The sequence below is a fragment of the Geodermatophilus sp. SYSU D01036 genome (assembly GCF_054050435.1).
This window is the reverse complement of the sequence record NZ_JBJGZJ010000001.1, coordinates 33,177-57,986: the sequence shown is the minus strand read 5'-3', so window position 1 is coordinate 57,986 and position 24,810 is coordinate 33,177. Positions and strand designations below refer to the sequence as shown.

The window sequence follows — 24,810 nt, the reverse complement described above, 5'->3', positions numbered from 1 at the left end:
CAAGATGCATGACACCGACGACTTCCGAGCCTCGAACATTGCGCAGCTGCAGGCCGCCCTTGAGGCCGAGGGGCAGCCCTCCAACACGGCAGTCCGTAAGGAGACCTACCGGGCTGAGCGCCTCGCCGACGGCTTCTCCAGTGACGACCGCTACGAGCGCGCCCTGCAGCTGCGCGACAGTGGCGATCTCCGCTGGCATCAGCTCGGCAACCTCGGGCAGATGGCGGCAGTCATGTACGAGGCGCAGCGCCACTCCGCACGGACCCGCGCCGGTCGCTGACGCCCCGCGTCTTGCAGATCCGGCAGGTCAGTGAGACCCCCGGGGGATATCCCCTCCACCCGGCACCCATTCGGACCCGCGGGTCTCACTTCCGCCGCGACGACCTGAACTCATCGCCTCTTGGCTTTGCGGAGAGTGAGAACCGATGACGATGCTTGACCCGCCTGCGGGCTGTGGTGCGGTAGGCGCAAAGCTGTGGTTCGCAGTACTCGATGAGTACGACCTGGAGGAGCACGAGCTGCTACTGCTCCGGGAGATGGTGCGGACGGTCGACGTCCTGGATGCGCTCGAGGCTCGGGTCGCCGAGGACGGTGTGCTGTTGGGCAGCAGCCAGGGTGAGCGGGCGCATCCGGCGCTGGTGGAGGCGCGGCAGCAGCGGATCACCCTAGCGCGGCTGCAGGCGGCGTTGCGGCTGCCGGCGGGCGAGGAGGAGTCGGGTGATCAGCGTCGGCCGCAGCGGCGGATGGGTATGCGCGGCGTATACGGCGTGGGTGGTGTCGGGTGAGGCGCCGCCGGGCTCGGCTGGAGGTGGAGCCGCCAGGTCAGTTGCTGGTGTTCGATGCGACGGACTGGCTGCCGCTGGTGGATGACTCCGAGTACGACCCGGAGATGCACCGGGCCTACCGGCTGCCCGACCGCCCGCCGGGGCCGACTACTAAGTCGCTGGCGCAGTGGCGACAGGATCAGGCGGAGTCGTTGTGGACGCGCGCACGCCTGGATTGGTGCCAGCGGTTCGGCTGGCCGGGTGGGCTCGACATCGTCGAACTGATGCAGCAGATGGTCGCTGGGCGGCGACAGAGCATAAGTCGGCCGAAATCTCCGCATTCTCGCTGAGGAAAGGGTTCAGAACGGAACTCACTCGTAGGGAAGATGGTGAGGAGACCGTCAATTAGCAGGCTACTTCCGTAACTGCGACGTTTTCTGCAGGCATACGCACGACCATGCCACCCGTAGTCCAAAAGACCATGGACGCATTCTGACCGATGATGCGGACGCACAGTGGGCTTGTATCCGGGAGTACTCCTGCCGGGGCCTGCTCCGGCGGTCCGATCCACTGAACCAAGGCGCTTGAGGCAGAAACGTCAACCAGTGGCAAGCCGAACAAGTGCAGGGGTCCCACAGAGTGGCCGTTTTCCACCAGGGTGGCCATCCTTGCCGCTGTCAAGTTGAGGCTCACGGTCAAGCAGATAAGTAGCGACGCGGCCATCAACCCGCCCCTCAGACGCCGCTCCTTGGCTCGACCAGGCCGCCCAGTCAACCGTATACGGGTCCAGACGATAAGTATGGCCAGCCAACCAGCGAAGAGACCCATGGCGGCCCAGACAACGACGTCGTCGGCGCGTTGACTACCTGCCGGGGGTGGGTTATTGACAAGGGTCAGGCGCATCGATCCATAGGCGACAATCGCAGCAAAAACCGACCAGCCCAGCATGGGCAGAATCGCGCGCCACGGGCCATTCACCTTCTCGATACCGAACGGTAGGGCGGCGACTGCAATCGAGACGATGACAATCAGCAATCCAAATGCAACCGAACGGGAAAGGATGAAGGGATAATTCACCCCGACATCCTCAGGCTGCAATCCGAACGTACTGTAGAAGCGTTGATAGGCCGTAAAGATGGCCGCGAACAAGGTGATGCCAGCAATGGTCGTAAGCACCCCCAGGCTTTCCCAGGCAGGAAGCTTGCTGGGCTCGTCTCCTGGCGAGGGGGGTGGAGGAAGTGGCCCCCCGGTCGAACCGGTAGAGCCTGGCGCTGGTCTGTTGCGGATGCCCACCGAGCCATCGTGGCATCCCCTCGACGCTCAGCTATGCAACCTGCACAAGCTGTCACCTGTCGCCGGACGTCGGTCCTCCTCGACCGTCGCCGTCCATTCAAACCACACGACGCCGTGCCGGCCAACTGCCTCGGTCGGCCCCTCAACCGTCAGCTTCGACCAGTCCGGCATGACGCCGTCGGCAACAGCCATGAGCCGCAACTGACCGCGCAGGCCGGCGGTCGCCCGTTCACGGTCGTCGTACGGCAGCGCCGTCGTCGCCCGAAAACTAGGCGCTCCGTCGCATTCGGGCTCAGTCAAGACCGGTCAGCGACACCAGTGACCAGGTGTCGTCGCCGTTGTCGTGGATCTGGCAGGTGTAGTTGCTGCGGAGCATGGCGCCGAAACTGTTCTCCGCATCGACGTAGCCGCGGACCGTGTAGTCGTCGCCGCTGCCGGTGATCGTGGTGTCGAAGATGCCGCTGAAGTCGGCGGTCGATGGCGCCTTGAGGCGTTCCTCGATGAAGTCTTCGCACATCACCTTGGCCATACCGTCGCTGCGGTCGTCGGTCTCGCTCGAGGAGCCGCTGTCGTCGCCTCCGGACGAGGTGTCGGAGTCGTCCCGATTACAGGCGTAGACGACGATCGCGACGATGATCAGCAGCACGATGAAGCCGAGGACCGGGTTGCCCTCCTGCTTCTTCGGCGTGTCGGACGCGGCCGTGGCACCGCCCAGGGGTTCGACTCCCTGCTCGCTGAGGAGGCGGTCGACGCGGCGGCGGGCCTGGTCGACGTCGACTTTGCCGCGGGTCTTGTGGCCTTCGAGGATGTAGCGGGCGGCGAGGAGCTCCGTACGGGTCATGGGCTCGTCGCTGTTGACGCGTCGGATGGTGTCGGCTGGCTCAGGCATCGATGGTCCCCCGTGCACACGATGGCGTGGTCGCCGGAAACTACACCGGCCAGTACCGCTCCTAACGGCAACGAGGCGGCCCATAGATCACGTCCGTCACAGGAGGCGCTGCAGCAAGTCGACCCCCGGGAAGCGTCCTGGGCGGCGGCTAAGACCAGGTTCGTGACAGCGACCGCTTCCCGAACGATGAGCTAGAGATCGACCGAGACGACAAAGCGGTAGGACGGGCCCGCCCTGCTCTGGTCATGAGGCCTGGCACAGGGCGGTGCTGCGACGACAAGAGCCGAAGCTAGTGAGCCATCTGGCCAGCTGCTGGTTGGCTCACGGGACAGTGTTAGGGCCTTCAAGGCAGGGGGCAGCCCTAGACTGCGCGCCCATGCTGCAGGTGACCTGCCCTGAGTGTCGCGGCGACCAGATCACACAACTGGCCCCAGGACGCTATCGCTGCGACACACTCGTGCAGCGAGTCACGCAGGTGCTCGTTGACGACAGAGCTATGTGGCTCGCACATGGAATCCACGGAATGAAGCCTGAGAGCGTCCTGGAGCACCATCCCTGCGGCAAGGTCTTCGAACTGCTTGTTCGGCGACAATCGGATCTATGTACCGGCACGCCTGACGGATTAGTCTGCGGTGAGTATTCCGTTGGGCTTTGCCAAGGTGCTGAGTGTGGGCGGCCAGTCTGCTCACGGCATGGCCATTATGCCGGCGAGCAGCTCATATGCTCGCGGTGCCTGCGAGAGAGGGAGACGGCTGCCGCCAAGCTCCAGACTCGCGCAGCCAGGGAGAGTGACCCGATACTTCACTTTCGCGAGCGTTTGACGAGCAAGCGGGTCACTACCGAGGACCGACTGCATGTCGCCAAGATGATTACTCATCTTTCACCCGAGGTTGTTCGTGATCGTCGCGAAGATGTAGCAGCGGCCCTTCAGGCGTTCGGCGACCGGTCTGATTTTACTCAGCAGCTACAGTGGGACCTGCACGTACTGGCGGTTCGCGTCGGCTTGGAAGACCGACGTCAGCCTCCCCAAGCCCTGAAGGAAGAACAGCAAGCTGCGCGCAATCGTCAGGCGTCTGCCATCCAACGGCTCCAACAGGAGCTTCTGCGGGCGCTAGCCGACGCCAACTTCCCTGAGGCAGATCGCCCCGTGTACAGCAGGCGGGCGATGTTCGGTCGGACGAAACAGTGGACCGGGCGGCTCCGATACGAGGTTTACCAAGATACGGTCAGCGTTAGGAACCCAACGGGCGACGACAGAGGCCCCTTTAGCGAGGAATGGCGTTCCTTTTTCCTCACCATCGACGGTGAGCCCGTCAACCGAGCGGGAGAACTCGAAGCGGCATATGACCCGCTCAAAGGGGTCAGAGGTCTCTACGCCATCGCCGCTAGGGCAGGCATCCGCCTGCCTGTGCCAGAAGAATTGCGCAGTCATGCTGCTTGGCCGCGCCATCTGAATTGAGTCGCGGTGGCTGTTATGCGACGACGACCGCGGATGGGTCGCGCAGGTTGAGTGCGTCATGCAGCACGACTACGGCGTCTGCAAGCACCTCGCGTCCCGCCCGAACGGGTTTGGGTGGCGGCTGATAGCCGCGACTCAAGGTGCTCACTCGTCCCAAAGGGTGAGCTGCCCCAGGGCGGCGCCCTTGATCCCCTGGGCGCCGCGGCTAAGGCTGGCGCAGCGCACCGAGCAGAAGCGCCGGCCGCGTGCCTGACTCGGTAGCACTTGGAAGGTGACCTTGCAGCACTCGCAGATCAGCTTCACGGGCGTTCGTCGTTGGGCGTTGGCAGCGCAGGCATGGGAGCAGTACTTGCGATTCCGCGCATCGAACGCCGGAACGGACTTTGTGATGCCGCACTGCGGGCACGTATAGGCCTGCCACGGCTCACAATCACGTCGCCGCTCACGGTCGCTGCCTGGTTTGGGGGCCGGATGCCGAAAGTTGGCCCGTCGCCAGTCGCCGGTCAGCGGCCACGAGGCTCGCTTGCTCGCGTTACAGGAATGACAAATAGGCCGCAGGTTTGACAGGCAGTGCGACCCTCCGCGAGAGATCGGCTTGACGTGATCCTGTGCCGTGGCGTCGGCGATGCCGCATACCCAACATCGACCGCCCCACATTGCAAAGCGCTGGGCCCTCTGCGCCGAGGTGAAGGGCAGGATGCGGCCACCCGGAGCGGCCTGGTAGAGGTATCTGCGGAACTGATAAGCGTCTTTCGTGGCCTCGTACTTGGCTCGCGTGCAGCCCTTGCAGCGCGAGGAACGGCCAGTTCGGGTGGTTCTATCGCGGTGGAATTCAGCCTCTGGGCGCACCTGCGCGCAGTCATGACAGTAGGCGTGTCGCTCCCCTGACAGTTCTGGTTCCGCATCCAGGAGGGCGCCAAGCTCGCAGCGGTCTGAGCAGTAAGCCTCGGCTCGTTCGCGTCGAGATTCAGGGACGAGCTTGGCGCACCTTCGGCAACTCCAAGCTGCCTGCATACATACTTTGGAACAGAACCGGCGGTTGGTCGCCTCGCTGGCCTTTTGAGAAAAGGAGACGCCGCAGTGCTGACACGTGACGTCAACGCGTCCGCCGGCGTCTCGGCAGGCGATGGAGCAAAACCACCGAAAGTGCCTCACTGGGGCTCCGCAAGTACGGCATGATGCCTGCGGCAAGCGGCGCGCCGCAGCCTGGCAGCTGCGGGAGCAATATCTGGCCTTCGTCGCCCGACTCAGTTTCACCTCGAACGGGGAGTTGCAGGCGGCGCAAGTGATGCTCACGCGATCAGACATGCGTCGCCCAATGGTGCGCAACACCGATGCTCACCGTGCCCCCGCTCTAGGTATGCCACGAACCTCAGCCGGCGCAGTCTGGCAGTCGCAGCCGACAACTTCACTGGGGTGCTGGATCGGGGCTTCGGCGTGGGACGACAGTTTGATGAGCGCTCGGGGCGCGCCAGCTCTGCACGGGTGCGCGCCTGAACCGGTGCCAGCGGTTCGGCTGGCCGGGTGGGCTCGACATCGTCGAACTGATGCAGCAGATGGTTGCCGAGCGGCGTCGCGCAGCTGTGTGAGTGCTGACCGTTGCGGACGAAGCATGTGACTCATGTGGCCACTCAACCGCCGTGGACGCTGCGACGAACTAGACGGCGCGGGCCAGGACGACCGCTTGTGACCGTATGCGCCCGCGGTAGCGGACGGGCGGTGCATTTACAGCTAGCAGAAAGCCTCCAGGCATCCCCATGTGAGGAATCCAGCACCGAGGATGGCGAGACCCTGAGCGCCATGGACACAAAGCGGTGCGGCGAACCCTCCAGAGGCTCCCGTGCAGGCTCCTCCGAGTACGACGCTGCCCCCATAGGCGACCAGCGCGCCACCTGTCCCGCACGCAGTGTCACAACCGTGCCCCTCGTCCGCTGAAGCCTCAGAGGCGGCGGACAAGTCGGCCAATCTTCCATCCCTGCTCACCTGACCAACTGCCACCGTGAGCGATGAGGCGATCTTCGGAACGATACTTCTGTAGCGCTCCTCGTCGACGTGCAGTGTCAACGATGGAAGCCGACCGACCGAGAGTCCAGTCAGAGTTAAGAACGGCCCTTCCTCTGTATACAGAGACATATCCGCAGATAGTCTCCGCGCCGCTTCGATAACGCCCCGCCGTGTCGGTGGCTGACCGGCCCAGTCCCAACCGCCTGGACTTGGCCAAGGGGATTGATCGGTTGGACCTGCTGAGATGTCGTCTCCTACCGCAGCGCCCTGCCCACTTCCGAGCGGCCCGTTGATGCGTGCCGTAAATTCAGCAACACCACTTACGCCTTGCTCGTCCGCAAAGGTTAGGCGCAACGTGCGGGTCATGTTGTCCCGCGCACCTTCGAGGTGCACTTGCTGCAAGCCGCTCCTGAAGGTCGTATCCCTCCGATGAGGACACGGTTTGATTATGTCGTCGAGTCGTTCGTCCTCGAGGTCCTGCTCCTCGAATGAAGTATTAGGGTCCTGCAAGGCGCCGACTGTATTCATTAACCACCTGTAGGCCTCGGCCTGCAGATTAGTGGGAGGTGGACCAACCTGTCTCGCTTGTGCACCGAGAGCCACTTCCAGCAGCCAGTCAGTCCCAAACCAACAAAGTCGAGGACGTGGATCGTTGCCGACGTCAATGGAGATGGGAAGCAGGTAGGGCGCCATCGGACTCCCTCGACACAGCTTGTGGTGAAGAAGAGATTCTCGGGATCTCAATGCTTACGTCAACATGCAGAGTGGTCGCACACTTGCGACCCCAGGGTGCTGTCACGTCACGGCGTCGGTTTGTCACGCCGTGTCATCGGGTCCGACCGTCGCCGTCCACTCGAACCATGTGGCGCCGTGCCGGTCGACCGCCTCCGTGGGTCCGTCGACTTGCAACGTCGACCAGTCCGGTACGGCGCCGTTCGCGGCAGTCATGAGCCGCAGGTGACCGCGCAAGCCGGCGGTCGCCCGCTCGCGGTCGTCGTACGGCAGCGCCGTCGTCGCCCGGTAGGTCACCGAGGAAGCGTCGCGCAGCGCACGCCCCTGAGCACGGGTTGATGACGGCACGTCACTCGGGCGGGTCGAAGGCGTGGTGCATCCACGGTCAGCGGCTACATCGAACGTGTGTTCCAACCACCGCGCCTCATCCACCAACAGCTGTTCGAGCCGCCCCGCGACGTCCTCATCTTCAACGACGGGCAGTGGTGGCCCGGCGAGCAGACCGCATGGCGGCTGTGCGACGACGGGTTCGGCTGGCGCGCCGCGGTCACCTGGCGGCAGCTGCACGACTACGGCTGGGGCCGGCACATCACGTCGGTGAGGCCGGAAAAGGTGCGCCTGCCCTGACCGCCATGACTCTGCTGCGGTCCGGCGCAGGGACTCCAGTGGCAGAAGTGACTTCGCAGGCAAGGGTTGCTAATGGAGGAGAACCTGTTCCGTTTGCGCACGCCGCGACGGGTGCCCGGGTCGAGAAGCGCAGCGGGAGAGGGTGACAAGGACCTCAGCACCCCTCACCGGGAGAGAACATGCGTCTCCGCACCACCGCCGCCGCCGGCATCCTCATGACGGCCGCCCTGTCCTTCGGCTTCGCGGGCACCGCCCAGGCCGCCGACCGATACAACTGCCCGGACTTCGTCTCGCAGGCGGACGCCCAGGCGGTCTACGACGCCGACACGAGCGACCCGAACGGCCTGGATGGCCCCATCGGCACCGGCTCCACTGGCGTTCCCGGCGTGGCCTGCGAGGAGCACGACTACGTCGCTAACCCGGGGACCGTCACCGCCGCCATGGCCCTCGGCACCACGAGCCAGGTGACCCCCGGCACCACGAGCCAGGTGGCCAGCCGTCCGGCGGGGGCCGTGGCCGCCGGCGATGGCAGCTCCTCCAACGACGCCAGCGCACTGCCCTACGTCCTGGGCGGCGTCGCTCTGACCGCGGCCGGTGGGGCCGCGTTCGCTGCGCGGCGTAGCTCCCGCGCGACCGCCTGACCTTCGCCACGTGCGGCACCGCGCACCTGACACCCGCCCCGGCCACACCGTGGCCGGGGCGGGTGGTGCGGTGCGCATCGTCGGGGCGTACCCCCCGCCACTACCTTCGGCGCAACCGCCGAGCACCGACGCCGAGCTTGAGGCCCTGCTCGTCCGGCCGCCCCGAGTCACCCGCTACGGACAGCCCAGCCGCCGGACTGTCCGTAGCGCCCGGCCACGTGCGGCCCGTGTCTGGGGGTGCACATCGGCGGTGCTCGCCGCCGCAGGAATCGCCGCGATCGTCGTCCTGCCCCAGGGCGCGAATGACCCCGTCCGACTCGACGAGCCCCTCGCCGTGGTCGCCCCACCGGTCCCCGCGACCGCGACCCCGTCCGTGCCAGCTGCCGAGCTAGCCAGTTCGGCGGTCACCGCACCGCAACTGCCGGCCAGCACTCCCACTCGAGTCCAGATACCGGCCCTCGGAAGCACATCCCGGATCATGAAACTCGGCCTAGAGCGGGACGGCTCCATGGAAGTTCCGCCGGGCGCCTATCCCGTGGGCTGGTACGACGGCAGCCCCACACCCGGCCAGCTCGGGCCCGCTGTCCTCGCCGGCCATGTGGACTGGGAGGGCGAACCGGGAGCCTTCTACGGGCTACGAGAGCTGCGCCCCGGGGACACCGTCGTCGTCGACCGCTCCGATGGCACCGTCGCGACCTTCCGCGTCGACCGCGTCGAGGAGCACGCCAAGGACAGCTTCCCGACCGAAGAGGTTTACGGCGACATCGACCACGCCGGCCTCCGCCTCATCACGTGCGGCGGAGCGTTCGACGAGGACTCGGGGGACTACGAGGACAACATCATCGTGTTCGCCAGCCTCGCAGCGGTCGGCTGACTAGGCAGTACGCCAGGGTGGCTCAGAACACCAGCGCGCCGTTGTGAGTCGCTCCGGGCGTGTTTATCGCCGTGACGATAGTGGCGATGCGGTCGTCAACCCCGACATCGACCGGCTGCGTGCGTTGCACGAGGCGATCGGCGAGTGCCTCGAGGGTTTGTCCGAGCCGGCGTCACGGTAGAGACGCCCGCGAACCCGCCCCGCCCTGGTCGTGAATCCCCCGGGGCGGGGCGGTGCTGTGTTCGGGATCCGCAGCACTGGCAGGACGGTTAGTCCTCTGCGGCAGCAACCTGCTCGTTTGGCTTGGCCGGCTGCGACGACTGGCCGGCAGGCAGGGATGCGCCCAGCCAGAGGGCCCCACCGAGCGCGATCAGGGGTGCGCTGTACTGCCAGCGGTCGATGCGAGCGGCTGAGCAGGCGTCCTCGATCAGGTCGTAGCCGCTATCGAACATGTTCATGTTCTCGAGGTCGCCGCCGCCGAAGACACTGCCGCAATCGGCGCCGATCTCGGCCTTGACGGGCACGAACAGGAAGACGAAGCCGAGTACGCAGGCGACGATGCCGAGGAGCAGAGCGGTGTTGTTGCGGGATGCCATGTGTGTTCCGTGGGTGTAGGGGTGCAGCGGGGCTGCCGGTCTACTTGATATCGGCAGGCGATTCGGAAATCGGTGCGCGGCCTGCAGAACGGAGCAGTCTTCGTGCGGAACGGTCGAGCCGGCGAGGCCCCACCTCGACCGCATCGGCACGCTCCGGCCTTTGGCCTCCACGACGCGATTCGGTTAGTGCATCAGAGTTTGATCGAGATGGTGTTGCCGTAGCTCAGGCCCGAACTCACTTTCGCCCTAGTCGTGGAGGTTCCTGGGCGTGGGCAGAGTAGGGCAAGGTGGGGACTTCGACAGGCATAATCAAGCCCCTCGGTGGCGGTCGCCGCGGCCCGGCGCTGCTTAGGCTGCACCGACCAACTTGACTTCGCTCATGAGACCAGTACCCAGATCCAGCCAATGAGTGCGGTCACGTTAAAGAAGCCCATGGCCCACCGCGGCCCACCGATGAGCAGTCCGATGAACCCCACCCCTGCCGCGATGCCGATGACTGTCCAGAAGTGCTCCAACATCAGAACATCCCAATCCGTTGCGTCCAGTCGACTATCGGCTGTTCTGCGAGTTCGGCGTCTGTGTAACTCTCGAACGCACTGAAGTTTGCAACCTCGTGTTGGTGAAAAAAGCACTTCAACCAAGTGCTCGGATCCGCGACAAGGAAGGCGAAGCGCGTAGTCACGGCACCCGACCGGTAGCCCACGCTCATGCTGAACTCCGGGTCATCGACGAAGAGGACAAGGACATCCTGCGCCCTCCTCTTAACCGCGAGCACCATGCCAAAGTCGAAGGCAAACCCTCCAAGCACTCCGTAGCTGGTCTCGTCGTACGCGACGAAGTGAATCTTCCGAGTGCTGATAACAAGCTCCCCCCGGCCCTCGGGATGGCGCTCATCAACGAGAATCGTCGCCGGCATCTGGAGAATTACTTCCTCGCCATAATGCGCTTGGTCGATGAGCCCTTGAACAGCTGAGCGTGAAAGCGTGCCGACGGGAGGTGTTAAGCGATTTGCGGTCTTGGAACTGGAGGAGGCGGCGCCGCATATCAGTATGAACAAGACAACGATTACGATGATCACAGTCGTAAGCATCCGGTCGACTCCTTCTTTCAGGCGTCAGGGCACCGGATCCGCAGCCCGGGTCCCGTCTGTATCGGCGGGTTGGGGTGCGGCTTGAGTCGTCCAACAGGTCACATTTCAGGGGGATGGAGGAAGGGGAGCCCCTGACACTTGCGGTGCCGGTCGTCTTCCTGGTGCTGCCGGTCACCGTCCTGTTCGCCCTGTTCCCGGGGCTGATCAGCATCGTCTCGCTGGCGCGGTGAGCGCCGGTGCACAACGGAGGAGGACGACGGATGCGGGCGCTGGCCTGGCTGCTCACCCTGACGGCGGCGGTGGCCGCGCGGTTGCGGGACGACGATGCCGAGCGGGGTGACGTCCCCGGCTGGGTGATGATCACCGTGATGACGGCGGCCCTGGTGCTGGCCATCCTCGTGCCGTTCCGCGAGGCGATCGTGTCGGCGGTGCAGAACGCGTTGGCCTCCGTCACGAATGGCGGTTGACGGGCGGCCAGACCGCGAGCGGGGCAGTGCCGTCGTCGACTTCGTGCTGGTGTCGGTGCTCGTCGTCGTGCTGCTGCTGGCGGTGCTGCAGGTGGCCGTCTACGTGCACGTCCGCAACGTGGTGACGGCGAGCGCGCAGGAGGGCGCCCGGTACGCGGCCAACGCGGACGTGCCCGCCCGGGCCGCGACCGGCCGGGCGCTGGAGGCGGTGGCGCGGGCGACGACGGCCGGCACCGCCGAGGGGCTGGTGTGCACCGCGGCCGAGGAGGTCGACGACACCGGGCTGGTGCTGGTGAGCGTGCGCTGCAGCGGCGCCGTGCCGACGCTGCTCGCCGGTCTCGGTGACCTGCTGCCGCTGGACGTCACCGGCCGCGCGGTGGAGGAGGCCGCGTGAGGTGGCTGCGCGCCCGGCTCGGGTCGGGGGAGCGCGGGTCGGCGGTCGTGGAGTTCGTCTTCGTCGCGCTGGTGGTGTTCGTGCCGCTGGTCCACGTCGTCGCCGGGTTCTCCGCGGTGCAGCGCGGGGTGTTCGCCGCGACCGCGGCCGCGCGGGAGGCGGGCCGCGCGCTGGCCACCGCTCCCGACGTCTCCACCGGCCTGGCGCGGGCGGAGCGGGCGGCCCAGCTGGCGGTGCAGGACCAGTCGGTGGACGCCACCGACGTGCGGCTGTCCTTCGCTCCTCCGGGCGCCGAGTGCGGGGCCGCGGAGTACGCGCCCACCCTCGCACCGGGGGAGGAGTTCTCCGTCTGCGCCACGGTCACCGTGCGGATCCCGCTGCTGCCCGAGTGGATCGACGCCAACACCGCCACCGGCCGCTTCGTCGTCGAGACCGACCGCTACGTCGACCGCTGAGGCCCGGCCCGGTCGTCCCGGCGGAGGGCGGGTCAGCCCATCGTCTTCTGGCCGTCGATCGACTCCCGCAGGATGTCGGCGTGGCCGGCGTGCTGTGCGGTCTCGGCGATGACGTGCAGGAACACCCGCCGGGCCGACCAGCGGGCGCCCGGCTCGAACCAGGGGGCCTGCGGCAGCTCGTGGTCGACGTCCAGGTCGGGCATCGAGGCGATCACCTCGTCGGTGTGCCGCGCCACCTCCTCGTAACCCGCCAGCACGCTCTCCAGCGTCTCCCCGCGCTCGAGGTGCCAGTGACGGCTGACGACGTCCGGCCCCCAGTTGCGGTGCATCGCCTCGGCCCCGCCCTCGGCGAAGCGCACCCACGACGCCTCCGTGCCCGCCACGTGCTTGATGAGCCCGGCCAGGTCCAGCGCGCTGACGGTCGGCCGCCGGGTCGCCTGCTCGTCGGTCAGGCCGCGGACGGTGAACCGCAGGAAGGCCCGGTGCCGCCGCAGCGACTCGATCAGGTCGGCCCGCTCGCGCGTGAGGGTGGTCGAACCGGTCATGGGATCGCCTTCCGTCGTCCTCCGGGGGGTCGGTGGCGACGCTAGGGGGAGGGGGCGCCGCATGGGACGGATCGGCATCCGCCGGTGTCCTCGGGGCAGCGGAACTGTCACACCCGCGACCTAACGTGCAGCTCACAGGCACAGGACGCGGAGGTCGCGATGAGCCCGACCATCACCAGCATCGACCAGATCGACCTCGACATCTCGGTCGCCTACATCGCGCTCGGCGTCGCCCGCACCTCGTGGCACCGGTGCCCGAGCGGGGAGAACGCGCGCGCCGTCGACGAGGCGGAGGCCTGCGTGAACCGCCTGCTCGACGAGCGGTTCGCGGCCCAGCAGTGACCTGCCGCGACGGGGCCCCGCTCCGGGAGGTCAGGGCGCGGCCCCCGTCGGCCGGGAGACCAGCTGGGTGAGGAAGGGCGCGGCGAGGTCGAACACCGTGGTCATCAGGGCCGGTGGCTGCGCGTTGAGCGTGTCCTCCGCCAGGAGTCCGGCGAAGTCGACGGACTGGGTGGGGAGACCGGCCCGGGCGAGGATCGCGAGGACCTCCGTCGCGATGATGCCGTAGCCGGAGGTCGTCGGGTGCACGCCGTCGAGCCCGAACAGGCCGCCCTGCAGCCGTCCGGTGGCATCAGAGCGGAACCACCGGGTGTCGAGGTGGGCGATGGGCGCCGGTAGGGGGTACGGGCGCCAGTCGTTGCGGGCGGCCGCGTCGTCGTCGGTCACGAAGCGACGGAAGGCGAGACCGTCGAGGATCCCGCACAGGTCGAGGAGGAACCAGTCCCGGCCCTGCCTGCGTGCGGCGCGGACGGCGTCGGCGATCGTGCCGTTGTACTGGTCGATCGCCGCGTCGACGGCCCGTGCCTGCTGGTGGGTCAGGTGGCGGTGCTTCGCCGGCCGGAAGTCCTCCTCGTCGACCCAGGGGTCGGTGTAGTAGGGGAAGTAGCGCGACCCGGGACGCCACTTCTGCCCGGGTGCCCGCGGGTTGACCCCCTTGGCGATCGGGCTGATCGTCACGTGCGGGACGTTCGCGAGGACGACGCGGCGGGCGCTGATCGCCTCGATCCTCCGGACCAGGCGGCCGTACTCCTCGGCGAAGTGCTCCGGCCGCCAGACGTTGTAGGGCCCCTTCTCCCCGACGTCGTCGAAGCCCGTGTCCGACCAGCGGACCCGCTTGTCGACCACCGACCGGAGGGCGTTGTTCGAGCCGAGGGCGACGACGAGCGTGCCGATGCCGCCGCGGCGCCCGTGCTCGGCCGCGGCGTCGATCTGGGTGGCCGTGGCCCCGAACGGCGCGAGGACCGACCGGGCCGCGATGTCGTTGTCGTTGGAGGGGACGGCGCCGAGCAGCTCGTCGCGCGGCGGGCGGGCCGCGATGCGCTCGGTGGCGCGCCTGGCCGTGTACGACAGGCAGTCCCGGAGGTCCCAGCCGTAGATGCCGACGTTCTCGTAGCGGAGGTCCGTGCGCGGCGGCCGGCTGCCCGGGCCGCTCTCCCACCACTCCTCGTTCTGGTCGGCGAGCCGCTGCAGCGCGAGCGGGAGGGCCACCACCTCCAGACCGCCGACGTGCCTGCCGAACCGCCGCTCGAGCAGGCGCAGCGCGCCCTCGATGTTGAACGGCAGACCGCCCAGCGGGCCGCCGTAGGCGGGCACCGCGACCCGGGTGGCCAGGCACCGGGCGACGAGGGCGGGCCAGGACAGCTCGGTCCGGTGCACGGCCCCGCTGATCATGCCGTGGGTGAGCGAGTCCCCGATCGTGACGAGGGCGTGGGCCGGCTCGCCGGACGGTGGCCCGGCCACCGGCTGGGGGGCAACCTCGATGCCCAGGGTGGGATCGGCGTCCGCCTCCTGACGGTGGTCGCCGACGACGACGTCCGGCGGCGTGTCCGGGTCCAGGAGTTCCGCTGGGAGATCCGGCATCCGGCGACCTCTCGTCCCCCGGGGAGCGTCGGCCGGCGGCCCCCGACGGCGCCGACCGCATCACGAGCACCCTGTCCCGGCCCGCCCGCCGGTGGACAGGGCCCGAGGACCCCATCGCGACCACGCCGTCCCTCGTCGAGACCGACAGGTCCGCCGGCCGCTGCGGCTCGCCCTCGGGTGTCTACTCCTGGGCAGCAACCGCCGTCCGGTCGAGGGGGACCCGTGGCGATCGTCTGGTTCACGGATCGGGACCGCCAGGACATGGCCGACGCCCGCGAGGAGCGCCGCGTGCTGGACGAGCTCACCGAGAGGTACACGGTGTACCGAGAGGTCGAGGGACAGCCGGTGACCGAGACGCTGCTGCGGCTCTTCGAGCGCGGCCTGCCCCTCGACCGTTCGCCCCGCAGGAGGGCGGAGGGCGAGGAGCGGTGACGACGACGCGCGGCGCCGTCCGCCTGGGAGCCGTCGCGCTCGGCGCCGTCCTCGTCCACGTGCTCGGCGTCGTCGTCCCGTACGTCGTCAACGGCCTGCACCACCTGCCTCTGGCCGAGGTCGCGGCCGGCTACCACGACCCGGAGGACCTGTGGCCGGCGACCGTGCCCTACGTCGGCGGGTGGATCCGCCTGGCCGGGGTGCTGTCCATGGCCCTCGCGCCGCTGACCCTGGCGTGCGTGCTGGTGGCGTGCGGCTTCGGCGTCGCCCGGACGCTCCGCTCGGCACCGCGCACGGCGCTCGCGTACGCCGCCGTCGCCGTGGCGTGCGTGGCCGTCCTGGCGTGGTCGCTCGGACCGACGGCGGAGGCGCTGGCCGGCTGGCAGATGGACTGACCGGACTACGCCAGGGGCTCGTAGCAGTCGAAGGTCTCGTGGTCGACGACCCGGCCGTCCCGGACGGTGAGCAGCGCGGCCACGTGCGCGAGGAGCTCCTGGCCGGCGCGGTAGGGGCCGGCGTCGACGCCGACGGTGCCGCGCCAGGTGGCCCGGACGGCGGCGCGGTCGCCGGCGGGAAGCACCTCGTGCACGTCGAAGACCTGCTCCCGCAGCAGCCGCTTGCCGGCGCGGAACCCGGCCAGCGTCCCCTCCAGGTCGCGGACGGCGCCGCGCGGCGTGACGGCGTTCGGGTGCTCCACCACCCGCAGCCGCGCGTCGAGCAGCGGGCGCAGGTCGTCCTCGGTCGCGGCGAGGTCGGCGACGGTGGCGTAGTAGCGGCGGACGACCGTGACGACGTCCGTGTCGGGAGTCGTGGTTGTCATGACCGCAAGGTTGCACAACCATAATTGTGTGTCCAGGCCTCCGGAACTCGACCTCGCCTCCGTCCTCTCCCTGCTCGGCGCGGCCGTCGACGACGCCGTCCTGCAGGCGCTCGCCGGAACCGGGTTGCGCCGCGGGCACGGCTACCTCGTGCAGCGCCTGCTGGCCGGGCCGGTCACCGCGACGGAGATGGCCGTCGAGCTCGGCGTCAGCCAGCAGGCGGTGTCCAAGACGCTGGGGGAGCTGGCCGACCTGGGCTACGTCGGGCCGGCGGAGGACGCCGGGGACCGGCGGCGGCGCCCGGTGGCGCTGACGCCGGCCGGGCGGCGGGTGGTGCAGGTGGCCCGGGAGACCCGCGCCGACGTCGACGCGCGGGTGCGCGCGGCGGTCGGCGCCGAGCGGTTCGCGGCCTGCCGGGACGTGCTGCTCGACGCGCTCGACGTCCTCGGCCTGGGCGAGCAGGTGCGCCGCCGGGCGGTGCGGCCGCCCGACGGCGCGCTGTCGGGGTGAGGGCGGTCAGCCGCCCCAGGGCGCGTAGTCGGTGCCGCCCCCCAGCGCGGTGAGCACGATCATCCCGGCGAAGGCGAGCGCGATGAAGGTGATCACGATCGCGAACAGCAGCCAGCCGCGCTCCTCGATGCCGCGCTTCTCCGGGGTGAGCGGGGTGGCCCGGTCGTCGGAGGGCCGCTGGGCCTCCTCGGCCGCGGCGGGCGGTCCGGCGACGGCGGGCTGCTCGACCGCGGCGGGCGGTCGCTCGACGGGGAGGGTCATGGCGACTCCCAGGGATGCGCCTCGGGCGCCGCGTGATCGGCGTCCGGACCGACGCTAGGACCGCCACCCGGCGCCGCGGAGGGTCCTTGGGCCCTGCTGCGGGGCCGTTCGGTCAGTACGGGTAGCCGGGGCCGCCGGCCAGCTCGGTGAGCACCACCATGGCGCCGAAGACGACCGCGCCGAACAGGACGACCAGCAGCGCCCACACCGAGCCGCGCTCCCAGAAGGAGACCTCGGGGGTGCGGGCCGCGGGCCGGGCCTGCTGCTCGGCGACGACGGGACGCTCCTGCGCCAGGACGCTCATGACCACTCTCCGGTCGGCCGGCTGCGGGGCCGGGGCCCGGGCGCCTCGGGTGGCGCCCGTCCCGATACTCGGTCGGGCCGGTACGGCGGGACCGGGGGCGGAGGTCCCGATCCCGCGGGCCCGAGGACCCGGAACGGATCAGGCCCGCAACGCCGGGTCCCGCGCCGGGACGTCGTCGCGGGCAGCCGGCCCACATCTCCCGACACGTCCGCTCGTTGTGTTCCACGAGCGCGTGACCGGTGCGCGCCCGAACCGCGAGGAGACGCGACCGCCGATGACGAGGTCCCGACTGCTGACCGTCCTGACGGCGGCGCTCACCACCGCCGCCGTCCTGCTGGGCACCGGCACCGCGAGCGCCGCCCCCGCGTCCGCACCCGCCGCCGACACCGGCGAGTTCGCTCCGCTCGACCGTCCCGGTCCGCGGCTGTCGGTGCCGGGGGCCGACCTCGACGCGAGTCTGTCCTGCAACGGCTCCCTGCGCGGCCTGGCGCGGGACCCGATCCTGCTGGTGCCCGGCACGACCATGGACCCGCAGGTCGGCTTCGGCTGGAACTACACCCGCGCCTTCGACCGCAACGGTTGGCGCTGGTGCACGGTCACGCTGCCCTTCGACGCCACCGGGGACGTCCAGGTCGCCGGCGAGTACCTGGTGCACGCCATCCGCACGATGGCCCAGCAGTCGCGCCGCGACGTCGACGTCGTCGGCTGGAGCCAGGGCGGGATGGTGCCGCGCTGGGCGCTGCGGTTCTGGCCCGACACCCGTGCCCTCGTCGACGACCTCGTGGGCCTGTCGCCGTCCAACCACGGCACCGTGCTCTCCGGCGTCACCTGCGGGGACTGCAACCCGTCGTTCCACCAGCAGGCGATCGGCTCGCGCTTCCTGCAGGCGCTCAACAGCGGCGCGGAGACCTTCGCCGGCGTCGACTACACCGTCGCCTACACGCTGGCCGACGAGGTCGTCGTCCCCAACCTCCTGGCGCCGAGCTCGGCGCTGCGCACCGGCGACGGCGCGATCGCGAACATCGCCGTCCAGGAGGTCTGCCCGGCGGACGCGGCCGACCACTTCGCCATCGGCAGCTACGACGCCGTCGGCTACGCGATCGTCGCCGACGCGCTCACCCACGACGGGCCGGCGGTTCGCGCGCGGATCCCGCTGACCACCTGCCTGCAGCCGTTCCAGCCGGGCGTCGACCCGCTCACCTTCCCGACCGACCACGCCCGCTTCCTGGCCTACGCCGGCGACAGCGCGGGCAACGCGCCCGACGTGCCGGAGGAGCCGGCGCTCGCGCCCTACGCGTACCGCTGACCGGGGCGGCCGCCCGGGGGACCGGGCGGCCGCCCCGCACGGGGTCAGCCGCCGCGCTCGACCTCCGCCTGGACGATGCCGCCGATCGCGGTGCGCAGTGCCTCGTTGGAGGTGTCGCGCTCGGCGAGCGCGGCGCGGGCGTCCTCGGGCAGCAGGGCCAGGTCGACGTCGTCGAGCCAGCTCACGTCGTCGCCGTTGCGGCGGCCCACCTGCAGCCCCTCCTCGCCCTGCCGCAGCACGTACGTCTCGCTGTCGATCCGGAGTGTCAGGTCGTCGCTCATGGGCGGGCCCTACCCGGCGCGCGGCGGCGCACGCACCCGGAGGATGGCCGCCGTGGACGTCGTCGAGGTGGTCGTCACCGGGCCGGACGCCGACTGGCTGGCCGGCTACACGCGGAGGCTGGTGGAGGAGCGGCTGGCCGCCTGCGGGCACCAGCTGAGCGCGATCCGGTCGGTCTACCGGTGGGCGGGGGAGGTGCACGACGACCCGGAGGCCCGCGTCGCGCTGCACACCCGCGCCTCCCTGGTGCCGGCGATCGTCGCCCGCACCGCCGAGCTGCACCCCTACGACGTCCCGTGCGTCATCGCGCTGCCGCTGCTCGGCGGCGGCCCCGACTACCTGCGCTGGGTGGTCGCCGAGACCCGCGAGCCCTAGGGCACGAGGACGAGCTTGCCGCGGACGTGGCCCTCGCGGCTGCGCCGGTACGCCTCGGCCGCCCGCTCGAACGGGTAGGCGCCGGCGACCGGCAGCTGCAGCCGGCCCTGCCGCACCAGCGCGGCGACCTGGGCCAGGCGGGGCGCGGCGCCGGCGCTGGACGTCGTCACGTGCACGCCGAGCCCACCGGCGCCAAAGTCGGCGATGGTGACCACCTTGCCGGGGTCGCCGGTGACCGCGACCAGCTCGCGCACCGACCCCCGCCCGGCGGTGTCGACCGCGCCGTCCACGCCGTCGGGGGCGAGCTCGCGCACGCGGTCGGCCAGGCCGGGGCCGTAGGTGGTGGGCAGCGCGCCGAGCGAGCGGACGAACTCGGCGTTGGCCGGCGACGACGTCCCGATCACGCCGAGCCCGCGGCTGACGGCGACCTGCACGGTGGCGATGCCGACGCCGCCGCTCGCGCCGTCGACGACCACCGTGCGGCCGGCGTCCAGCCCGAGCAGGTCGAGCACCCGGACGGCGGTCTCCCCGGACACGCCCAGCCCGGCGGCGACCTCGAACGACACCTCCGGCGGCCTGGGCGCCCACGCGGTGAGGACGGCGTGCGCGGCGGCGGTCCGCCGGCCCAGACCGAACACCGCGTCGCCGACCTGCACCCCGGTCACGCCCTCGCCGACCTCGTCCACCACCCCGGCGGCGTCCGCGCCGGGCACGGTCGGCCCCGCCGGCCGGTCGCCGCGGGCCAGCAGCCCGGTGACCAGCTTCCAGTCGATCGGGTTCACGCCCGCCGCGCGGACGGCGACCCGGACCTGCCCCGGCCCGGCGTGCGGCTCCTCCACCTCGGCGACGTGCAGGACCTCGGGCTCCCCGTACTCCTCGTAGACGACGGCGCGCATCCCGCGCTCCTCCCGCTCGGCGGTCGACGTCGCGCTGCAACCGCCGTGACCGCGCGCACGTTCCCGCCGTCAGCCGGGCTCCCCCCGGAGCTTGCGCCGGGCGACGACCACCAGGTCGACCAGCGCGACCGCGGCGAGGACGAACAGCACCACCGCGGGCCAGGTGGGCAGGTCGGTGCGCCACCACAGGACGCCGGACACCGTGCAGGTGACCAGCCCGAAGGCGGCCAGCACCAGCCGGAGGGTGAGCGCCGACTGCGCCGCCGCCGCGCCGCCGATGCCCGCCGTCGGGTCGTGGTGGTCGGGCAGGCCCCGCGCGTACTCCTCGCGGGTGCGCCGGCGCCGCGGCTCGCTCATGCGAGGGGAGGTACCCCGTGCCGGACCGGTCACCCGGGCGGCCGCTGCGAGGATGGCGGGCGTGACCCCGCCCGCCCGCGACACCACCGCCGTCCTCCGCGACCTCGGCGCCGCCCTGCTCGCCGCCGTGCCGGCCGACGCGGCCCGCGTCCGCTACCGCGCCACCGTGGTCGGCGACGTCCGGCGCGACCTGCTCACCGCCGGGCCCGCCGACGGGGAGCCGGTGCCGGTGCCGGCGACCGCCGCCGTCCGGACCGCCGTCGAGGAGCTCAAGCGGGTCATGTGGACGCCGGAGCGCGGCACCTGGCTGCAGACCGACATGACCCTCGACCGGGCCACGAGCCGGCTGCTGCCGATCTTCAACGCCGAGGCCGAGCCCGACGGCCCACCGCTGCCGCGGGAGGCGCTGGTCGCCGAGCTGCGCGACCACCCCCGGCCGCCGGACGCCGTCCCCCGGTGGATGGCCGAGCGGATCGGCTGACCGCGCACCCGGCGCCACCGCGCGGGCGGCGCACTACCCTGGATCGACGTGGCCGCTGACTTCTCCGTCGTCCTCGACGAACTCGACACGACCCTCTCGAGCATCGAGTCCGTCCTCGACGTCGACCGGCTCCGCCGCGAGGTGGCCGAGCTCGAGGAGCAGGCCGCCGCGCCGGACCTCTGGAACGACGTCGAGGCCGCCCAGGCGCTGACCTCCCGGCTGTCCTACCTGCAGGGCGACCTGCGCCGGGTCGAGGAGCTGCGCCGCCGGCTCGACGACGTCGGCGTGCTGCACGAGATGGCCGAGGAGGAGTCCGACGAGGCCACCGCGGCCGAGGCCGAGCGCGAGCTGGCCGCGCTGCGCAAGGAGATCGACGAGCTCGAGGTCCGCACGCTGCTCAACGGCGAGTACGACGCCCGCGAGGCCCTGGTGACCATCCGCTCGGAGGCCGGCGGCGTCGACGCCGCGGACTTCGCCGAGATGCTCATGCGGATGTACCTGCGCTGGGCGGAGCGGCACCGCTACCCGGTCGAGGTCTACGACACCTCCTACGCCGAGGAGGCCGGGATCAAGTCGGCCACCTTCGCGGTCAAGCAGCCCTACGCCTACGGCACGCTCTCGGTCGAGCAGGGCACCCACCGGCTGGTGCGGATCTCGCCGTTCGACAACCAGGGCCGCCGGCAGACGTCGTTCGCCGGGGTCGAGGTGCTGCCGGTCGTCGAGCAGACCGACCACGTCGACATCCCGGAGAACGAGATCCGCATCGACGTCTTCCGGTCCTCGGGCCCCGGCGGGCAGAGCGTGAACACCACCGACTCCGCCGTCCGGATCACCCACCTGCCCACCGGCATCGTGGTGTCCTGCCAGAACGAGAAGTCGCAGATCCAGAACCGGGCGGCGGCCATGCGCGTGCTCCAGGCGCGGCTGCTGGCCAGGCGGCAGGAGGAGCAGCGCGCCGCCATGGACGCGCTCAAGGGCGAGGGCTCCAGCTGGGGCAACCAGATGCGCTCCTACGTGCTGCACCCGTACCAGATGGTCAAGGACCTGCGCACCGAGCAGGAGACCGGCAACACCTCGGCGGTCCTCGACGGCGACATCGACTCGTTCATCGAGGCCGGCATCCGCTGGCGCCGCCAGCAGGAGACCGTCGCCGCCGGCTGAGGCGTCAGGTCGGTCACACCGGGGAGCGGTTCGCCGGGCGATCCCGCCGGGTACGGCCGCGGATCAGGGGAACTGCTCCCGGTGCGTCTCCGCGTCAACCGACCATGGTGGGTCGCCGGGCAGGTACCGTGGCGCCTCGTGATCGAATTGCAACACGTCACCAAGCTCTACCCGGCCAGCTCCCGGCCGGCCCTCGATGACGTGTCGACGGAGATCGACAAGGGCGAGTTCGTCTTCCTCATCGGCTCGTCCGGCTCCGGCAAGTCGACGTTCCTCCGGCTGCTGCTCAAGGAGGACGACCCCACCCGCGGCACGGTCACCGTCAACGGCAAGACCCTCAACGGCATGAGCAAGTGGCAGGTGCCCAAGCTCCGCCGCACCATGGGCTGCGTCTTCCAGGACTTCCGGCTCCTGCGCAACCGCACCGTGGCCGAGAACGTGGCCTTCGCCCTCGAGGTGATCAACAAGCCGCACCGCACGATCAAGCGGGTCGTGCCCGAGGTGCTGGAGATGGTCGGCCTCGACGGCAAGGCCAACCGGCTGCCGCACGAGCTCTCCGGTGGTGAGCAGCAGCGGGTCGCGATCGCCCGCGCGTTCGTCAACCGGCCGCTGGTGCTGCTCGCCGACGAGCCCACCGGCAACCTCGACCCGGAGACCAGCGAGGGGATCATGCTGCTGCTGGAGCGGATCAACCGCACCGGCACCACGGTGATCATGGCGACGCACGACTACCACATCGTCGACTCCATGCGCCGTCGCGTCATCGAGCTCAACGGGGGCCAGATCACCCGCGACCAGTCGCGCGGCGTCTACGGCGTCGGCCGCTGACGGTCGTCCCCCTCTACGACCTGCACCTCACGACAGGGAACCCATGCGCGTCAACTTCGTCCTCTCCGAGGTGGCCACCGGGCTGCGTCGCAACCTGACCATGACGGTCGCGATGATCCTGACCACGGCCATCTCGCTCGGTCTCATGGGCACCGGCCTGCTCATCGCCGGGATGATCTCCGACATGAAGGAGATCTACTACGACAAGGTGCAGGTCTCCATCTTCCTGGCCGACGGCGCCACCGACGAGCAGCGCAGCGCGATCGAGCAGCAGCTGTCGGACTCGTCGGAGGTGCAGAGCTTCATCTACGAGTCCAAGGAGGAGGCCTACGAGCGGTTCCGGCAGCAGTTCTCCCAGCAGCCCGAGCTGGTCGAGAACACCCCGCCGGACGCGCTGCCGGAGAGCTTCCGGGTGGAGCTGGTCAACCCCGAGCGGTACGAGGTCATCGCCGCGGAGTTCCCGAACGGGCAGAACGGTGTCGACCAGGTGCGCGACGAGGGCGACTTCCTCGACCGCCTGTTCAGCCTGCTCAACGGCGCCCGCAACGCCACGATCGCCGTGGCGGTGGTCCAGGCGCTGGCGGCGCTGCTGCTCATCTCCAACACGATCCAGCTGGCCGCGTTCAACCGCCGCAACGAGACCAACATCATGCGGCTGGTCGGCGCCTCCCGCTGGTACACCCAGCTGCCGTTCATCCTCGAGGCGGCGCTGGCCGGGCTCATCGGCGCGCTGCTCGCCGTCGGCGGCCTGGTGCTGACCAAGGTGCTGTTCGTCGACAAGACGCTGGCCGGCCCGATCAAGGCCGGGATCATCCCGCCGGTCGACTGGGGCGCGATCGCCACGATCAGCCCGATCATCGCCGCCGCCGGCGTCGGGCTGGCCGCGATCGCCGCCTACGTCACGCTGCGCCTGTACGTCCGGCTGTAGCGCCCCCCGTCGAGATGCCGTCGTCTCGCACGCCCGCGGACCCCGGGGCGTACGAGATGGCGGCATCTCGCGCGTCGCGGGCCGGTGGCGGGTAGGGACGGGCCATGACGACGACGAGCGAGGCGCTGGGGCGGGCCGCGGATGTCGACGCCGGGCGGGCCGACGTGCGGCCGGCGCTGCGGCGGCTGGGCGCGATCGGCGCGTTCGAGCGGGACGACGACGACCCGACCGAGGCGCTGCTGGCCTCGGTGCGGATGGTCCGCGAGCTCGCGTCGGTGTCGCTGGCCACCGCGTTCGCCGCCTGGTCGCAGCGGATGGTGCTCGAGTACCTGCGCTCCTGCCCGCCGCCGGAGCCGCAGCCCGACCTGGTCGCGGGGCTGCGGGCGGGCACCGTCCCGGGGGCCACCGCGCTCGCCCCGGCGGTCGCCGACCTCGCCGGCACCGGCACGCTGCCGCTCACCGCCACCCGCGACGGCGCCGGCTGGCGGCTGTCGGGCACCGTCGGCTGGGCGTCCAACCTCTTCGACGACGCCGTCGTCGTGGCTCCGGCGCGCACCCCGGACGAGGGCCGCGTCGTCGTGCTGTTCCGGCTGACCGACCCCGGCGTGACGCCGACCGGGCACTTCGACCTGCTGGGCCTCAACGGCACCGGCACCGGCGGGCTGCACCTCGCCGGCGTCGCCGTCGGGCCGGGACGGGTGCTCACCGACGACCTCGCCTCCTTCATGGCGGTGTGCCGGCCGGCGATGCTGCTGCTGCAGACCGCGCTCGCCCTCGGCGTCGCCGACGCCGCGCTGGCCGCGGCGGCCGAGCACGTCCCCGGTGTCCTGCGGGCCGACGCCGACGCGCTGTCCGAGCGCCGCGACGACGCCGCCCGGCGGCTGGAGGACCTCGCCGGCGACCGGGTGGGCGTGGGCCCCGGCGACCTCGCCCGGCTGCGGCTGGCCGCCCTCGACGTCGCCGCCGAGGCGGTGCGGCTGGAGTCGGCCGTCAGTGGCGGGCCGGGCTACCTGGCCGCCAGCGACACCGCCCGGCGGGTGCGGGAGGTGGCGTTCCTGCCGGTGCAGGCGCCCACGTACGCGCAGCTCCGCCGCGAGATCACCCTGGCCGGGCACCGGCAGTAA

The 24,810-nt window shown here is 70.3% G+C and carries 36 protein-coding genes; 21 read left to right on the top strand and 15 right to left on the bottom strand.

All coding sequences use genetic code 11. The annotated features are described in order from the left end of the window. Nucleotides 1–4: 4 nt before the first annotated feature. From ACI8AR_RS00340 to ACI8AR_RS00330, 3 genes are all read left to right on the top strand, one after another. On the top strand, nt 5–280 hold the full coding sequence (locus tag ACI8AR_RS00340; protein ID WP_457049190.1) for a hypothetical protein: 276 nt from the start codon (nt 5–7) through the stop codon (nt 278–280). 145 nt (nt 281–425) lie between these two features. Then, entirely contained in the window at nt 426–785 is a 360-nt protein-coding gene (locus ACI8AR_RS00335; RefSeq protein WP_457049189.1) for a hypothetical protein, read from the top strand. A gap of 47 nt (nt 786–832) precedes the next feature. Further along, nucleotides 833–1,114: a hypothetical protein gene (locus ACI8AR_RS00330; protein WP_457049188.1), complete on the top strand. Its 282-nt coding sequence runs from the start codon at nt 833–835 to the stop codon at nt 1,112–1,114. A gap of 55 nt (nt 1,115–1,169) precedes the next feature. On the opposite strand, the gene ACI8AR_RS00325 is transcribed toward ACI8AR_RS00330, so the two are convergent. Together ACI8AR_RS00325 and ACI8AR_RS00320 are read right to left on the bottom strand one after the other, a co-directional pair. Next, a complete protein-coding gene (locus ACI8AR_RS00325; protein WP_457049187.1) occupies nt 1,170–1,940 on the bottom strand; it encodes a hypothetical protein in 771 nt (256 codons plus the stop codon). A 409-nt stretch (nt 1,941–2,349) separates the two neighbouring features. Further along, the gene (locus tag ACI8AR_RS00320) at nt 2,350–2,946 is read right to left on the bottom strand and encodes a hypothetical protein (RefSeq protein ID WP_457049186.1); all 597 of its coding nucleotides are present in this window, start codon (nt 2,944–2,946) and stop codon (nt 2,350–2,352) included. Between the two features lie 817 nt (nt 2,947–3,763). On the opposite strand from ACI8AR_RS00320, the gene ACI8AR_RS00315 reads away from it, so the two are divergent. Beyond that, the gene (locus tag ACI8AR_RS00315; RefSeq protein ID WP_457049185.1) at nt 3,764–4,405 is read left to right on the top strand and encodes a hypothetical protein; all 642 of its coding nucleotides are present in this window, start codon (nt 3,764–3,766) and stop codon (nt 4,403–4,405) included. 144 nt (nt 4,406–4,549) lie between these two features. Here ACI8AR_RS00315 and ACI8AR_RS00310 read toward each other — a convergent pair whose 3' ends face one another. Both ACI8AR_RS00310 and ACI8AR_RS00305 read right to left on the bottom strand, forming a co-directional pair. Further along, nucleotides 4,550–5,062, bottom strand: coding sequence for an HNH endonuclease (locus tag ACI8AR_RS00310; RefSeq protein ID WP_457049557.1), 513 nt, complete (start codon nt 5,060–5,062; stop codon nt 4,550–4,552). Nucleotides 5,063–7,225: 2,163 nt separating this feature from the next. Beyond that, nucleotides 7,226–7,438, bottom strand: a complete 213-nt coding sequence (locus ACI8AR_RS00305) for a hypothetical protein (protein WP_457049184.1) — start codon at nt 7,436–7,438, stop codon at nt 7,226–7,228. A gap of 108 nt (nt 7,439–7,546) precedes the next feature. Between ACI8AR_RS00305 and ACI8AR_RS00300 the strand changes: the two genes are divergently transcribed. From ACI8AR_RS00300 to ACI8AR_RS00290, 3 genes are all read left to right on the top strand, one after another. Then, complete coding sequence (locus tag ACI8AR_RS00300) at nt 7,547–7,768, top strand: hypothetical protein (protein ID WP_457049183.1); 222 nt, start codon at nt 7,547–7,549, stop codon at nt 7,766–7,768. 179 nt (nt 7,769–7,947) lie between these two features. Continuing rightward, nucleotides 7,948–8,409 carry a hypothetical protein gene (locus tag ACI8AR_RS00295; RefSeq protein ID WP_457049182.1) on the top strand — a complete coding sequence of 154 codons (462 nt, stop codon included), beginning with the start codon at nt 7,948–7,950 and terminating at the stop codon, nt 8,407–8,409. A gap of 250 nt (nt 8,410–8,659) precedes the next feature. After that, nucleotides 8,660–9,283, top strand: coding sequence for a class F sortase (locus ACI8AR_RS00290; RefSeq protein ID WP_457049181.1), 624 nt, complete (start codon nt 8,660–8,662; stop codon nt 9,281–9,283). 269 nt (nt 9,284–9,552) lie between these two features. On the opposite strand, the gene ACI8AR_RS00285 is transcribed toward ACI8AR_RS00290, so the two are convergent. The 3 genes from ACI8AR_RS00285 to ACI8AR_RS00275 all read right to left on the bottom strand — a co-directional run bounded on the left by ACI8AR_RS00285 (nt 9,553) and on the right by ACI8AR_RS00275 (nt 10,957). Further along, entirely contained in the window at nt 9,553–9,879 is a 327-nt protein-coding gene (locus tag ACI8AR_RS00285; protein ID WP_457049180.1) for a hypothetical protein, read from the bottom strand. A 377-nt stretch (nt 9,880–10,256) separates the two neighbouring features. Beyond that, nucleotides 10,257–10,397 (bottom strand): hypothetical protein, encoded by a 141-nt coding sequence (locus ACI8AR_RS00280; protein ID WP_457049179.1) that lies wholly within the window; start codon nt 10,395–10,397, stop codon nt 10,257–10,259. Continuing rightward, nucleotides 10,397–10,957, bottom strand: coding sequence for a hypothetical protein (locus tag ACI8AR_RS00275; RefSeq protein WP_457049178.1), 561 nt, complete (start codon nt 10,955–10,957; stop codon nt 10,397–10,399). Before ACI8AR_RS00275 ends, ACI8AR_RS00280 begins: the two co-directional genes overlap by 1 nt. A gap of 272 nt (nt 10,958–11,229) precedes the next feature. On the opposite strand from ACI8AR_RS00275, the gene ACI8AR_RS00270 reads away from it, so the two are divergent. From ACI8AR_RS00270 to ACI8AR_RS00260, 3 genes are read left to right on the top strand one after another with little or no spacing between them, the layout of a single operon-like run. Beyond that, on the top strand, nt 11,230–11,436 hold the full coding sequence (locus tag ACI8AR_RS00270) for a hypothetical protein (protein ID WP_457049177.1): 207 nt from the start codon (nt 11,230–11,232) through the stop codon (nt 11,434–11,436). After that, complete coding sequence (locus tag ACI8AR_RS00265; protein ID WP_457049176.1) at nt 11,426–11,830, top strand: TadE/TadG family type IV pilus assembly protein; 405 nt, start codon at nt 11,426–11,428, stop codon at nt 11,828–11,830. The genes ACI8AR_RS00270 and ACI8AR_RS00265 overlap by 11 nt, the downstream gene beginning before the upstream one ends. Next, nucleotides 11,827–12,285, top strand: coding sequence for a hypothetical protein (locus tag ACI8AR_RS00260; RefSeq protein WP_457049175.1), 459 nt, complete (start codon nt 11,827–11,829; stop codon nt 12,283–12,285). Before ACI8AR_RS00265 ends, ACI8AR_RS00260 begins: the two co-directional genes overlap by 4 nt. A gap of 32 nt (nt 12,286–12,317) precedes the next feature. Here ACI8AR_RS00260 and ACI8AR_RS00255 read toward each other — a convergent pair whose 3' ends face one another. Further along, nucleotides 12,318–12,830 carry a DinB family protein gene (locus tag ACI8AR_RS00255; RefSeq protein ID WP_457049174.1) on the bottom strand — a complete coding sequence of 171 codons (513 nt, stop codon included), beginning with the start codon at nt 12,828–12,830 and terminating at the stop codon, nt 12,318–12,320. 159 nt (nt 12,831–12,989) lie between these two features. Between ACI8AR_RS00255 and ACI8AR_RS00250 the strand changes: the two genes are divergently transcribed. Then, nucleotides 12,990–13,172 (top strand): hypothetical protein, encoded by a 183-nt coding sequence (locus ACI8AR_RS00250; protein ID WP_457049173.1) that lies wholly within the window; start codon nt 12,990–12,992, stop codon nt 13,170–13,172. A 30-nt stretch (nt 13,173–13,202) separates the two neighbouring features. On the opposite strand, the gene ACI8AR_RS00245 is transcribed toward ACI8AR_RS00250, so the two are convergent. Continuing rightward, nucleotides 13,203–14,750, bottom strand: a complete 1,548-nt coding sequence (locus ACI8AR_RS00245) for a hypothetical protein (RefSeq protein ID WP_457049172.1) — start codon at nt 14,748–14,750, stop codon at nt 13,203–13,205. Between the two features lie 222 nt (nt 14,751–14,972). Between ACI8AR_RS00245 and ACI8AR_RS00240 the strand changes: the two genes are divergently transcribed. Continuing rightward, complete coding sequence (locus ACI8AR_RS00240; protein WP_457049171.1) at nt 14,973–15,182, top strand: hypothetical protein; 210 nt, start codon at nt 14,973–14,975, stop codon at nt 15,180–15,182. Beyond that, nucleotides 15,179–15,577 carry a hypothetical protein gene (locus tag ACI8AR_RS00235; protein ID WP_457049170.1) on the top strand — a complete coding sequence of 133 codons (399 nt, stop codon included), beginning with the start codon at nt 15,179–15,181 and terminating at the stop codon, nt 15,575–15,577. Before ACI8AR_RS00240 ends, ACI8AR_RS00235 begins: the two co-directional genes overlap by 4 nt. A 5-nt stretch (nt 15,578–15,582) precedes the next feature. Here ACI8AR_RS00235 and ACI8AR_RS00230 read toward each other — a convergent pair whose 3' ends face one another. Continuing rightward, nucleotides 15,583–16,002 carry a nuclear transport factor 2 family protein gene (locus tag ACI8AR_RS00230; RefSeq protein WP_457049169.1) on the bottom strand — a complete coding sequence of 140 codons (420 nt, stop codon included), beginning with the start codon at nt 16,000–16,002 and terminating at the stop codon, nt 15,583–15,585. 28 nt (nt 16,003–16,030) lie between these two features. Here ACI8AR_RS00230 and ACI8AR_RS00225 point away from each other — a divergent pair, with 28 nt between their 5' ends. Further along, nucleotides 16,031–16,510 (top strand): MarR family winged helix-turn-helix transcriptional regulator, encoded by a 480-nt coding sequence (locus ACI8AR_RS00225; protein ID WP_457049168.1) that lies wholly within the window; start codon nt 16,031–16,033, stop codon nt 16,508–16,510. Between the two features lie 6 nt (nt 16,511–16,516). Here the strand turns inward: ACI8AR_RS00225 and ACI8AR_RS00220 are convergent, their stop codons facing one another. Next, nucleotides 16,517–16,771 (bottom strand): hypothetical protein, encoded by a 255-nt coding sequence (locus tag ACI8AR_RS00220; RefSeq protein WP_457049167.1) that lies wholly within the window; start codon nt 16,769–16,771, stop codon nt 16,517–16,519. Nucleotides 16,772–16,883: 112 nt separating this feature from the next. Next, nucleotides 16,884–17,075, bottom strand: coding sequence for a hypothetical protein (locus ACI8AR_RS00215; protein WP_456926192.1), 192 nt, complete (start codon nt 17,073–17,075; stop codon nt 16,884–16,886). Nucleotides 17,076–17,349: 274 nt separating this feature from the next. Here ACI8AR_RS00215 and ACI8AR_RS00210 point away from each other — a divergent pair, with 274 nt between their 5' ends. Continuing rightward, nucleotides 17,350–18,381, top strand: coding sequence for a lipase family alpha/beta hydrolase (locus ACI8AR_RS00210; protein WP_457049166.1), 1,032 nt, complete (start codon nt 17,350–17,352; stop codon nt 18,379–18,381). 44 nt (nt 18,382–18,425) lie between these two features. Here ACI8AR_RS00210 and ACI8AR_RS00205 read toward each other — a convergent pair whose 3' ends face one another. Further along, on the bottom strand, nt 18,426–18,662 hold the full coding sequence (locus ACI8AR_RS00205) for a hypothetical protein (RefSeq protein ID WP_457049165.1): 237 nt from the start codon (nt 18,660–18,662) through the stop codon (nt 18,426–18,428). 43 nt (nt 18,663–18,705) lie between these two features. Between ACI8AR_RS00205 and cutA the strand changes: the two genes are divergently transcribed. Then, nucleotides 18,706–19,035, top strand: coding sequence for a divalent-cation tolerance protein CutA (gene cutA / locus ACI8AR_RS00200; protein WP_457049164.1), 330 nt, complete (start codon nt 18,706–18,708; stop codon nt 19,033–19,035). Here the strand turns inward: cutA and ACI8AR_RS00195 are convergent. Then, a complete protein-coding gene (locus ACI8AR_RS00195) occupies nt 19,032–19,931 on the bottom strand; it encodes an NADP-dependent oxidoreductase (RefSeq protein ID WP_457049163.1) in 900 nt (299 codons plus the stop codon). The genes cutA and ACI8AR_RS00195 overlap by 4 nt on opposite strands. 69 nt (nt 19,932–20,000) lie before the next feature. Next, entirely contained in the window at nt 20,001–20,288 is a 288-nt protein-coding gene (locus ACI8AR_RS00190) for a DUF6343 family protein (protein WP_457049162.1), read from the bottom strand. A gap of 61 nt (nt 20,289–20,349) precedes the next feature. Here ACI8AR_RS00190 and ACI8AR_RS00185 point away from each other — a divergent pair, with 61 nt between their 5' ends. The 5 genes from ACI8AR_RS00185 to ACI8AR_RS00165 all read left to right on the top strand — a co-directional run bounded on the left by ACI8AR_RS00185 (nt 20,350) and on the right by ACI8AR_RS00165 (nt 24,810). Then, entirely contained in the window at nt 20,350–20,769 is a 420-nt protein-coding gene (locus ACI8AR_RS00185; protein WP_457049161.1) for a hypothetical protein, read from the top strand. Between the two features lie 48 nt (nt 20,770–20,817). Next, entirely contained in the window at nt 20,818–21,930 is a 1,113-nt protein-coding gene (prfB, locus tag ACI8AR_RS00180) for a peptide chain release factor 2 (RefSeq protein ID WP_456938722.1), read from the top strand. A 138-nt stretch (nt 21,931–22,068) separates the two neighbouring features. Beyond that, nucleotides 22,069–22,758, top strand: coding sequence for a cell division ATP-binding protein FtsE (gene ftsE, locus ACI8AR_RS00175; protein WP_456938721.1), 690 nt, complete (start codon nt 22,069–22,071; stop codon nt 22,756–22,758). A 43-nt stretch (nt 22,759–22,801) separates the two neighbouring features. After that, on the top strand, nt 22,802–23,686 hold the full coding sequence (gene ftsX, locus ACI8AR_RS00170; RefSeq protein ID WP_457049160.1) for a permease-like cell division protein FtsX: 885 nt from the start codon (nt 22,802–22,804) through the stop codon (nt 23,684–23,686). 104 nt (nt 23,687–23,790) lie between these two features. Then, on the top strand, nt 23,791–24,810 hold the full coding sequence (locus ACI8AR_RS00165) for a hypothetical protein (protein WP_457049159.1): 1,020 nt from the start codon (nt 23,791–23,793) through the stop codon (nt 24,808–24,810).